Below are 10,567 nucleotides of genomic sequence, written 5' to 3'. Positions count from 1 at the left end.
AAAGTCGTGCAGGCGGGCTTACAGGGCAGCGAATGGCCGCCAGCGATCGCGTTTGCCCACCTATCTATTACGCCTCTTACGGCTCGCCAAAATTAACCTTTAATTAAAGTTTTAGTGCGGCGGTTGGCCCCGAAGAAGTGCATGGTCATGCACGCGTTTAGTGCCAGAAAGTCAATCCTCTCGCGGGCTATCCTGAAGTGGGCTGCGCACAACGGCATGAACATGGCGCTCAGCGATCCCGGCAAGCCGTGGCAGGACGGCGCGGAAGAAAGGTTCAACGGCGAGTTCCGGGATGAACGTCTTGGCTTTGAATGGTTCCGAACCCGCCCGGAAGGGGAAGTCGTGATCAAGCCGTGGAGGCGTCACTACAATGCCATCCGGCCGCATTGAGCCTGGCATACCTTGACGCCCGACAAGTCCAAGCAGCGGTTATGTTCAACTGAAGCAATCAACGCCATTCTCCAAGAACGGTGCGAAGACGTTAGTTTTGCATCGGCGCCAACAACTAGCCACCAACGTAAGCAGAATACCGACACTTTTGGGCAGGAACTCGAAAGAAGTGCGTGCCTCGCGTGCGTAGGCTTGATCAACTAGAGATAGCACGCGCCGTGTTAGCGGATGCGGGAGATCTGCCTGGGAAGCCAAACGATGGACGAACTGCTTTGTCGCGGATGGTGGATGCTAGCGCTAGGTGGCGCCGCCAGGAAATTGTTCGGCCTCCTCGCGCAAAACTACGCTAATGTCGCCCCTCCGAGTCCGGCGCTGATCAAGAAGGATTGCTAAATGTCAGATTCACTACGATGCCATCTGGCCGCACTCCGAGCCTGGTCTATATGACGCCCGACGAGTTCACTCAGCGATCTGAAGTGGTCCGCACAGAACGGTATCGACATGGCGCTCAACGATCCCGGCAAGCCTTGGCAGAGCGGCTCGGAAGAAAACTTCAACGGCAAGTTCCAAGACGAATGCTTTGGCTGGTGTCCCGGACGCGGCTTTGTAGACTAGCGCCGCTTCTCCTTGAACAAAATCTTGGATTCTATTTTCATGATCATGAAGAAGTTCTGTATTGCCGTCGCCGTCAACACAGCTTTAGCAGCGTCCGCGGCCAACGCGCAGAGTTCGGTCACCCTCTACGGGCTGCTCGACGCTGGCATAGCCTATACGAATAATGTTCAGAACGGTGTCCCCAGCCAAGGCAGCGGGCGCGTCGCAGTCACGAGCGGCAATCTCAGCGGCAGCCGGTTCGGTCTGCGCGGTGCGGAAGATCTCGGTGGCGGTCTCAGCGCTGTTTTCGTGCTAGAAAGCGGCTACAACCTCAACAACGGCGCACTCGGCCAAGGTGGCCGCCTCTTTGGCCGTCAAGCGTATGTAGGGTTGAGCAGCAACCAATATGGCACCATCACCATGGGACGCCAGTATGACTCGATGGTCGACTTCGTTGCGCCCCTGTCCGGCACGGCCGGCACGTTCGGTGACTCGGGTTTCGCGCACGTGTACGACAACGACAACCTGCAACATTCTGTCCGCTTCAGCAACTCGGTGAAGTTTTCGAGCGACGACTACGCCGGCTTCAAGTTCGGCGGCATGTACGCGTTTAGCAACAGCACCAGCTTCACCGTCGATCGCGCATACAGCGTCGGCGCGAGCTACAGCAACCGCGCGTTGCGGCTGGCCGCGGCCTACCTCCAGATCAACGGCTCGGCGGCGGCGAGCAACCCTGCAGGAGCAGTAAATCAGAGCGTCGCGGCCGACCCGAGCGAGTTGAAGTCGACCGCGGGCGGCGGCAACCTCTCGGCGGACGTGCAACGCACGGTGGGTGCAGGCATCGGCTATACGTTCGGCCCGGCAGCGGTCAACTTCGTCTACACGCATAGCCAGTACCAGAATACATCCGCTTTCGGCCTAACGGCGTCGAACGGTTCGGTTCACTTCGACAACTACGAACTGAATGTCAAGTACGCACTGACGCCGACGCTCTCTCTCGGCCTCATGGATACCTATACGCACGCCCATCTGAACGGCACGAGCAAGTCAAACGTCGGCTCCGAACCAAAGTGGAACCAGATCAACGCGATTGCGCGCTACTCGCTGTGGAAGCGTACGGAACTGTACGCTGAAGCAATGTACCAACACGCGATAGGTAACCAAAATACCGCAGTGATGTACAACGCCGGCGGTTTCTCAGCGACAAATAATCAGGTGATGGGCGCGGTCGGCATGTTAACCCGCTTCTAAGCGGGAGGCGGACTCCCCTTCACGCCGACGTCGCGTTGGATGGTTATAAAAGGACAGCGATACGGTCCGCCGAAAGTGCTTGGCTCGTCAGCAGATAAAGAGAGACCGCCTAAATAAGCGGGCAGCAATTCTGTGAACGACCTGGTACATGGCATCGCCCGTCTAATCGCATAGCAATGGAGAACGAGCTAAACATGACTTTCCCAAGCCAAAGCAATTCCTGTGGGAGCTGGCCGGCTGTCCGGCTTTGGCGTCCTTGCGTGGATGGTCAACGCAGACTGCCGCCGGCCCTGACAGAGTTTCGTTTCACCGGGCTGTCCGTATCCTGATCCGCCACGTGCAGTTCTTCGACGGCATCGTGAACCGGCTGCAAGCGGTCCAGGGCGCATCGTAGTTCGGAATTGCACCCACGTAGCCAGCGTATTGAGCGGGTCTGCGTGTGCTGCAACTAAAGCGAGAAAGTGGACACTGGTCCGCTTCCACTGTTTTCAAGGGCAGTGGCGACTCCATTAATCGAGAGAGCACCCATGAGCACCCCTGCCCCCCCATATTGCTTCGTCGTTACCAACGCCGTCTACGGCGTCCTCAATCCGATCCCGTTCGGCTTCTTCGTCGCCGCTTTCGTCTTCGACATTCTATATTTCCGCACGGCCACGATGCAGTGGGGCAAGAGCGCGGCGTGGCTCATCGTCTTCGGCCTGCTGTTCGCCGTCGTCCCGCGCCTGGTAAACCTCACGCAGGTCTGGATCACGTCCCGACGCCGCGCTCTGCGCGCTGACCGGTTCGACTTCTGGCTGAACCTGTTCGCGATCGTCGCGGCGATCTTCAACGCGTTCGTTCATAGTCGCGACGCCTACGCGATGATGCCCGCCGGCGTCTGGCTCTCGGCCGCCACGGTCACCCTCATGGCCATCGGCCGCATGGTCGTGGCGGTTCAGCCGTCCGCCGAGGGAGGTACGGCATGAATAACATCACCTATGATTGCGCGTTGGTGCTGATCCTTGGCGCAGTACTGGCCGGCTGCAGCGGAAACGCCAAGCTCGATGCCGCGCAGCAGTCTGGCGACAACCCGCCGATGCCTGCTCCGCACAATTTCCTGGTACCTCCCATGCAGGTGCCCGCCGGTGTCGGTTGGAGAGCGGGGCAAAGCCCCAAGGTAGCCTCCGGGCTGAAGATCGAGAGGATCGCGGGCGGTCTGCTGCATCCGCGGCAGTTGCTCGTGCTGCCCAACGGCGACGTACTCGTGGTCGAAGCCAATGGCCCGGGAACGGAACCTGTCACTACCCCCAAGCAGCTGATCGCCGGCAAGGTCAAGGATCGCTCAGGCAAAGGCGGCAAGGGCGGCAACCGCATCACCCTGCTTCGCCGGAAATCCGGTGGCGGCCGATGGGAACAGCACGTCTTCATCGACCACCTTCACTCGCCTTTCGGAGTGCAACTGATCGGCGACACATTGTACGTTGCCAACACTGATGCCATCGTCAAATTCCCCTACCACGCGGGAGTAACGGAGATCACGGCGCCGGGCGTGGAGTTGGCGGATCTGCCGCGCACCATCAACCACCACTGGACCAAGGCCCTGCTGGCGAGCCCGGATGGCAAGAAGCTGTACGTCGGCGTGGGCTCCAACAGCAACATCACCGAGAATGGGCAGGAAGTCGAATACCGGCGCGCGAATGTGCTCGAGGTGGACGCAGCCACCGGTGCCAGCCGCATCTACGCTGCTGGTCTGCGCAACCCCACAGGGCTGCAGTGGGAACCGGAGAGTGGCAAGCTCTGGGCCATCGTCAACGAACGCGACGAGATCGGCGCAGACCTGGTGCCGGACTACATGACCTCCGTGCAGGAAGGCGGATTCTACGGATGGCCTTACAGCTACTACGGCCAGAACGTGGACCGCCGCGTCGTGCCGCAGCGACCGGACCTGGTCGCGAAGGCGCTCAAACCGGATTATGCTCTGGGCTCGCATGTCGCCGCGCTGGGGCTGCTGTTCTCCGCAAACAACGCGCTGCCGTCGGCCTACCACGGGGGCGCATTCGTCAGCGAGCATGGCAGTTGGGACCGCTCGCCACTCAGCGGCTACGAGGTCGTGTTCATTGCGTTCCAGCACGGTAAACCCGTTGGCGTGCCCAAGGTCGTCGTCACGGGCTTCCACGCCGACGACGAGAAAGTGTTGTACGGCGCGCCGGTCGGACTGGCACAGGACCAGCAGGGCGCGCTGCTTATCGCGGACGATGTCGGCAACACCGTGTGGCGGGTGACGGCACAATGACCACCGCGCTTTCAACCGTTGCCGACGCAATGGAAGGCAAATCTTCCGTCTGTCAGAAACGGGCCACGCAAACCGACATGTGACGAATTGTCGAGCACCGGACTTCTGCGACAAGTCCGAAATCCGCTTGTCCAGCGAGGACCATTTCGCACACTTCTCGCGAGCTCATTAGCGGAATCGGAATCTGTCCACCACGCGCTTCCGCGTTGAACGCCCCAATGGCATGCGCCAGGAAGCCGTTTCCCAGCGTGTCGCGAGCTACAAATTCATTTGCTTATTCGCTGCCAGTTTTACGGCGTGATGGACGGCTCGTACTCCAGAGAGGTGGCGATAAGCGGAAGACCCAAGGCGGAACTCTTGGTGAGCGAGTCGGAGCGGGAACAACTCAAGGCATTGACGGTCCATCGCAAGACAGCGCAAGCGTTGGTGGGCACTCGGCTCGAGCGCGTCTCGGCCCCTGTCGTATTAGGCGATTTCTCGTCTCTGAGTGTTTTCAAGTGTGCCCAATGATCCGCGTCACTGCGGCTTCTCGACGCGTCGCAGCAGCACGAGCGATATCAGCACGATGACGATCGTGACCACGGCGAACGCTATCGTCGCACGCGAAATGCCGAGGCTTTGCACCGCGATACCGATCCCGATCACCGGCAGGGATATCGCCACGTAGAGCACCACGAAAAAGGCGGATGTCACTTCGGCCTTGCGCTCGGCCGGGCTGCGATTCGACAGCTCACCCAACGACGCCCGGAAGCTAATACCCTGCCCGACTCCGCAAAGGATTGTCCCGATCAAGAACGCAATGGTCGAGCGCTGACTCGCACACACGATTAGACACATCAAGCCGACGACGAGCGCAACGCAACCAACACGTTGACGCCATTGTTGCGCGATGCGCCTCTCGAACGCCTGCCCGATCGCCGAGCAGATAAAAATCAGAAACACCGCGAGCCCGATCAGCAAGCCGCTGCAGTAGCCGAGCACATCGCACATCACTTGCGGCGACACGGCGGTGAAGAAGCCGATGACGACGAATCCCGCAAATCCCGACAAGGCCACGGGCACGAACGCGGCACGCACCCCACGCGGAAGCGCGAGCCGCTGAATCCGTAGCTTTGGATGCTCGGAAACGCGCACAGTCTCCGGTGAGCCGCGCAGCAACAGCACGGCGAGCGACAGCAAGGCGATGTGCGCAATGTAGGAAAGACGCATCGGCCAAGGCGCGAATTCGACGAGCGCGCCGCTCAGCACGGGTCCGAAGCCCAGTCGCAACATGTTCGATGACGTCGCGGCAAGCATCGCTTTCGCACGCGATTCGGGCGGACTCGATTCAATGACAGCGACAGTCGCCGTGCCCGTAAAGATGCCCGCCGAAACGCCTGAGATGAGGCGTCCGAGCAGAAGCATGGCGAGGCAGTCGGCAAAAAGAAACGTCAAGGCGGAGACGGCAGACGCCGCGAGACCGGTTATCAGCATTCGCTTGCGACCGAGCTGATCAGACCAGTTTCCCATCGTCAGCAGCGCGCCGATCACACCGACCGCGTAAGACGCGAAGATCACCGTGATGGTCGCCGAACTAAAGCCGAAGGCCCTCTGGTAATCATGGTAGATCGCCGTAGGCAGCGTCGTGCCTGCCATGTTGATCATGAACACTAGCGCGACTGCGAGATAAGCTTGCATGCGAAGTCGATTCCATTTTGAGACGGTTTCAAAAGGAGTTCATAGGGGCTGGTAAGAAGCGCTCAGCTCATGGTGAAGCAGCCGGCTGCGCGTGGTAGCCAAGATCGGCAAGCCGCTTGAGCAGGCGTTGGACGGTTTTGCCGGTGTCGAGCCGGCTAAAGTAGTCGGTATTGAGGTCTGAACCGCCCCGGCTTTGTCGGAGACCGCCGAGTTTGGCGCTACGCCGCGCGAGCAGAGCGCACCAGATTCCGATTGTAGACTTCCTCTGCTTGCGCAGGCGATACGTACCTGAGCGGGCCGAGCAACCGATGGTGGTTATACCAGTGAACCCATTCGAGCGTGGCGAGCTCGACGTCTTGGAGCGTACGCCATGAACGCCGATGCACGACTTCGGCCTTATACAAGCCGTTGATCGTTTCGGCCAGAGCATTGTCGTAGGAGTCGCCGACAGTTCCGACTGATGGTTCAACGCCCACGTCCACCAAACGTTCGGTGTACCGAATGCTAAGGTATTGCGACCCGTGATCGCTGTGATGGATGAGTCCGGGCGGTGGCTGGCGATCGTGCAACGCCTGGCGTCTTGACCCGGCGCCCACGCCGCACACCTTCGAGGCCCATCACCTTCATCAGGCGCGCAACCGTGCAGCGCGCGACCTTCACGCCATCTCGCAGCAACTGGCGCCAGACCTTGCGCACACCATACACGCCAAAGTTCTCGTCCCAGACCGCCCGGATGAGGGCCTTCAGTTCCGCGTCGCGACGCGCTCGCGCTGGCCATTGCTCCGGATCGCTGCGCCGCCCGGCATGCCGGTGATACGTCGACGGCGCGATCGGCAGCAGGCGGCAGATCGGCTCGATACCGTAGACGTCGCGATGCTCGTCAATGAACGCGATCATGGCTTCGATCGGCGATCGAGCTCCGCCTGCGCGAAATATGCGGAGGCCTTACGCAGGATCTCGTTGGCCGTGCGCAGTTCACGATTCTCGCGCTCCAGTTCCTTCAGACGCGCTAGATCCGAAGTTGTCGCGCCAGCTCGTTGGCCACGGTCGCGCTCGGCCTGAATGATCCAGTTGCGAAGCGTCTCGCGCGACATCCCCATCTTCGAGGCGATCGAGCGGATCGCCGCCCCCTGCGTTTGGTACTCGTGTTGGTGCTCAAACACCATCCGAACCGCCCGCTCCCGCACCTCATCCGAATATCGCGTCCCGGTAGGCTTCCTTACCTTGCCTTCGCTTTCCATACCTCAAATCTCCAATTACAGCCAAGATCCAAAGTCTCCTACATTTCCGGGGCGGTTCAGCCTGCGAGGGTTTCTTTGGGCGCCTCAAGACAATCGTCTTTATGGTATCAGCCTGCGCGCACGCATGGCTTCCAGATGCGCCAGCAGCACCTCGTCAGAGCGTTGGTTCATTCCATTGAAGCCAGCCCGGCGCGCCTTGGTGACATCGAAAATCGCGTCGGTTTGCACGTGGAAGATGAAGTCGCCGAAGGCACCTAGCGCGATGCCGTCGAGGTTGGCCTCCGCCAGGCCGTGCGCGCCGGCGAGATTCGTCCACGCCGGCCGTAGCGCCGCTAGACGCTGTGCGAGCGAGATCGGTTGCGGCTCACCGACTTCCAGGCCAAACCAGTCGGCCAGCTTCGGCCAGACATGCGACCATCGGAACACGTCGCCGTTAGTGATGTTAAAGGCGCCGTCAGCACCTTGCTGTGCAGCCCACAAGGCAGCATCGCCAAGCACCCTGCCGCCCGTCACATTGATCAGCGTCCCGCGATAGGCCACGTCGGGGCCGGGGAACTGCATCGCCGTTCCGGTCTCCCGGCACAACGCGCCGTAGACGCCGATCAAGTTCCCGAGGTTCATCGCAGAGCGGAGCGAATGGCCGATGACGATGTCTGGGCGCAGTGCAGTCCACTTCAATCCCTCGCGTTCCAGTGAGCGGGCGTAGTCCTCATGCCGGAAATAAAGGTTGGGCGGGAAATGCCTGCTGTCGTCTTCGCGCGCCGGCGTCTTGTAGACGCCGAGGTGTGCGCCATAGACCTTACCGCCCTGGACGAAGATGATCCGCTCAAGTGGCGCGTCGGCCTTACGCAGAGCAGCGACGACGTTTTCCAGCATCACAGCGTTCTCGTCTGCCTCGATGCCGGGATCGGCGTTGGGCTTGAGGGCCGCATAGAAAAGATGCGTGACGGTCTTGAACACATCGATGCGGGCCGCGAGGCTCTCTGGAACAAGCAGATCCGCAGACAGATGCCGGTGATCGCCCGGTGCTGTCGCATCGCGGTTAAGGGTCGTGATTTCCCAGCCGGCGCCACCGAATGCGTCGATTGCGGCGCGGCCCACGACTCCGCCACCGCCCGCGATAAGTACATGTTTGCTAGTCATCGGTAATGCTCCTGCCAGTTGTACTCGGGATGATGGATCCGGGAAACGCAATGGATATCGATACCGTGGCCGGATGGTCCAAGTAGTCCTTCCAGCATGCGCGATCGGACGAGATAAAAGATGAAAGATTGGATGATAGGCACGCGACAATTGGCGTGGAAAGGGCAATTCAAGTGAAAGCTTTATTCATTTCAAAGGTCATTCAGTGCAGCGTGATCAATGGCCGTTTTAAAGATGGACCGGCCCACTACCGCGTCGACGGTGGTGCAAACAATCGGTTTCAGTTCCACTTCCGCCCTTTGCACGCGGGTCCGGTGAACCAGATCGAACTATGGATTGCGGATGCCGGCCGCGCACCTGCAGCGCGCTGAACGGCTGCCAGCCAGTGCCGCCGACGAAGGCGCACAGCAGAAGAGCGCCAACCGCGGGCATTGGCGGCGAAGCACCCGAATGCGGCGTGCTTGCCGCTTTGGGGGCGTCGTGGTTTCGCGCGGATTAATCGTCCCGTTGTCCATGGGAATTACTCACCCCGTGCAACTGCAACGGGGTCGAGGACGGCAACCATTGGCGCAGCCATCAACCAGTCGCCGGCCTGCTCTCGATACCTGAGATAATGAGCGCTCTCACGGTGCGCTTCCAGCGCGGCTTCGTCTGCATAAGCCTCGATCAGGTGGAACGTGGTGGGTCGTGTGCTATCGCGGTAGAGGTCGTAGCGCCGGATGCCCGGTTCCTTTCGGCTATGCGTGAGCAGCACGCGTAGCGCTGCCTCGACGTCGGATTCCCTTTCTGGGCGGGCCTGTAGCGTGGCAATGACTTCAATGGTCATAACGGTTCCTTTCTATCTTACGGTTGAACTGTGAGATAAGTCTGGTGGCAGCTCAAAGCCTGATCACCACCTTGCCTTGTGTGTGTCCGGCTTGAGCCTCACGCAATGCCGACGGCACCTCGTCGAGCGAAATTATGCGGGTAATCTGCGGATCGATGCGTCCTTCCGCAACCGATTGGGCCAAGCTTTCGCCTGCGCGCGCGATGTCGCGCAGGTTGTCGGCGTCTCCGTGCTGGTAGGCAAAGCCAAGTGCCACGTCATGCAGCGAAATGGCTTTTTCCCACGGCGGGAGGTCCTTGTCCTGTGGACGACCGACCACGCACACCATCTCACCGTTGTGGCGGAGCAAAGGCAGCAGGGCCGTGGCCGAGTCAGCCGATACCAGATCGATTACCGCATCGACCCCGCGGCCCTGGGTCAAGCGCATGGCCTCGGCAAGTACGTCACCCTGGCGGTAGTCGATGACCTCATCGGCGCCCAGGAAGCGGACCCGGTCCACCGAACGTGATGCGGTAGCAAGGACGCGCGCGCCGGTCTGGCGGCACATCTGCACCGCAAACCCGCCTACGCCGCCGCCGGCCCCGGTAATAAGGACCGTTCGGCCCGGCTGTTGCAGTTTGAGTTTCAGGTGCACCGCCTGCCAGGCCGTCAGCCCGGCGCAAGGGAGCGTCGCAGCCCGCTCGAACGACAGTTCGTCCGGCAGAAGGCTCAATACGTTCGCGTCGACGATGACGTACTCCGCATAGGCGCCCCAGCGATACAGATTGGTCAGTGCCATCACGCGCTGGCCTGGCTGCCATCCGGTCACATCCGGGCCTACCGCATCGATCTCGCCAGCGGCATCGATGCCCAGGATGTGGGGCATGGTCAGGCCGGCGCCACTGCGCGCGAATTTGAAGTCCACCGGGTTGATGCTCGAGGCCCTCACTCGCAGTCGGACTTCGCCCACGGCTGGCGCGGGGGTGGGAACATTCGCCCGCGCCAGGGTGTAGTCCGGCCCGGCGCGTTGGAGAAGCAGAGTTTTCATTGTGTCATTCATATGACGGCAGTTTTGGTTTTCACGGCGCGTTCCTCAAAATCTCAAAAGCGGGACAGTACGATCTTGCCGCGCGCCTTGCCGCTCTCGAGCAAGGCATGGGCGCGGCGCAGATTGGCCGCGTTGATGGTGCCAAA

8 protein-coding genes, 3 pseudogenes and 1 other annotated feature are annotated in these 10,567 nt (G+C 60.7%); of the genes and pseudogenes, 6 read left to right on the top strand and 5 right to left on the bottom strand.

The window, feature by feature from the left end; all coding sequences use genetic code 11:
• Nucleotides 1–177 precede the first annotated feature (177 nt).
• The 5 genes and pseudogenes from AWB76_RS34255 to AWB76_RS34240 all read left to right on the top strand — a co-directional run.
• Nucleotides 178–468: pseudogene (locus AWB76_RS34255) on the top strand (integrase core domain-containing protein); the annotation flags it as partial.
• A 381-nt stretch (nucleotides 469–849) separates the two neighbouring features.
• Nucleotides 850–969 (top strand): annotated as a pseudogene (locus tag AWB76_RS40540) (integrase core domain-containing protein); the annotation flags it as partial.
• Nucleotides 970–1,050: 81 nt separating this feature from the next.
• Nucleotides 1,051–2,235 (top strand): porin, encoded by a 1,185-nt coding sequence (locus AWB76_RS34250; RefSeq protein ID WP_061164568.1) that lies wholly within the window; start codon nucleotides 1,051–1,053, stop codon nucleotides 2,233–2,235.
• A gap of 527 nt (nucleotides 2,236–2,762) precedes the next feature.
• Entirely contained in the window at nucleotides 2,763–3,200 is a 438-nt protein-coding gene (locus AWB76_RS34245) for a DUF2231 domain-containing protein (protein ID WP_061164533.1), read from the top strand.
• Entirely contained in the window at nucleotides 3,197–4,507 is a 1,311-nt protein-coding gene (locus AWB76_RS34240; RefSeq protein WP_061164532.1) for a PQQ-dependent sugar dehydrogenase, read from the top strand. Before AWB76_RS34245 ends, AWB76_RS34240 begins: the two co-directional genes overlap by 4 nt.
• A gap of 516 nt (nucleotides 4,508–5,023) precedes the next feature.
• Here the strand turns inward: AWB76_RS34240 and AWB76_RS34230 are convergent.
• From AWB76_RS34230 to AWB76_RS34215, 3 genes and pseudogenes are all read right to left on the bottom strand, one after another.
• Nucleotides 5,024–6,184 carry an MFS transporter gene (locus tag AWB76_RS34230; protein ID WP_061164530.1) on the bottom strand — a complete coding sequence of 387 codons (1,161 nt, stop codon included), beginning with the start codon at nucleotides 6,182–6,184 and terminating at the stop codon, nucleotides 5,024–5,026.
• A gap of 218 nt (nucleotides 6,185–6,402) precedes the next feature.
• Nucleotides 6,403–7,425: pseudogene (locus tag AWB76_RS34225) on the bottom strand (IS3 family transposase).
• Nucleotides 7,007–7,123: a sequence feature (AL1L pseudoknot), on the bottom strand. It overlaps the preceding pseudogene by 117 nt.
• A gap of 99 nt (nucleotides 7,426–7,524) precedes the next feature.
• Nucleotides 7,525–8,568 (bottom strand): NAD-dependent epimerase/dehydratase family protein, encoded by a 1,044-nt coding sequence (locus AWB76_RS34215; RefSeq protein WP_061164528.1) that lies wholly within the window; start codon nucleotides 8,566–8,568, stop codon nucleotides 7,525–7,527.
• Nucleotides 8,569–8,723: 155 nt separating this feature from the next.
• On the opposite strand from AWB76_RS34215, the gene AWB76_RS41280 reads away from it, so the two are divergent.
• Entirely contained in the window at nucleotides 8,724–8,939 is a 216-nt protein-coding gene (locus AWB76_RS41280) for a hypothetical protein (protein WP_157696269.1), read from the top strand.
• 149 nt (nucleotides 8,940–9,088) lie between these two features.
• Here the strand turns inward: AWB76_RS41280 and AWB76_RS34210 are convergent, their stop codons facing one another.
• Complete coding sequence (locus AWB76_RS34210; RefSeq protein WP_061164527.1) at nucleotides 9,089–9,394, bottom strand: putative quinol monooxygenase; 306 nt, start codon at nucleotides 9,392–9,394, stop codon at nucleotides 9,089–9,091.
• Nucleotides 9,395–9,446: 52 nt separating this feature from the next.
• A complete protein-coding gene (locus tag AWB76_RS34205; RefSeq protein ID WP_061164567.1) occupies nucleotides 9,447–10,421 on the bottom strand; it encodes a zinc-binding dehydrogenase in 975 nt (324 codons plus the stop codon).
• Nucleotides 10,422–10,567: the final 146 nt, after the last annotated feature.

This window comes from Caballeronia temeraria, from assembly GCF_001544795.2.
Lineage (GTDB): Bacteria > Pseudomonadota > Gammaproteobacteria > Burkholderiales > Burkholderiaceae > Caballeronia > Caballeronia temeraria.
The sequence above is the reverse complement of the archived record's forward strand: the minus strand, read 5'-3'. Positions and strand labels throughout refer to the sequence as shown.

Bases quoted from the DNA above. Each gene is read 5' to 3' on its own strand.
- AWB76_RS34245 (WP_061164533.1), top strand. From the start codon at position 2,763: ATGAGCACCCCTGCCCCCCCATATTGCTTCGTCGTTACCAACGCCGTC.
- AWB76_RS34210 (WP_061164527.1), bottom strand. From the start codon at position 9,394: ATGACCATTGAAGTCATTGCCACGCTACAGGCCCGCCCAGAAAGGGAA.
- AWB76_RS34205 (WP_061164567.1), bottom strand. From the start codon at position 10,421: ATGAAAACTCTGCTTCTCCAACGCGCCGGGCCGGACTACACCCTGGCG.
- AWB76_RS34215 (WP_061164528.1), bottom strand. From the start codon at position 8,568: ATGACTAGCAAACATGTACTTATCGCGGGCGGTGGCGGAGTCGTGGGC.
- AWB76_RS34250 (WP_061164568.1), top strand. From the start codon at position 1,051: ATGAAGAAGTTCTGTATTGCCGTCGCCGTCAACACAGCTTTAGCAGCG.
- AWB76_RS34230 (WP_061164530.1), bottom strand. From the start codon at position 6,184: ATGCAAGCTTATCTCGCAGTCGCGCTAGTGTTCATGATCAACATGGCA.
- AWB76_RS34240 (WP_061164532.1), top strand. From the start codon at position 3,197: ATGAATAACATCACCTATGATTGCGCGTTGGTGCTGATCCTTGGCGCA.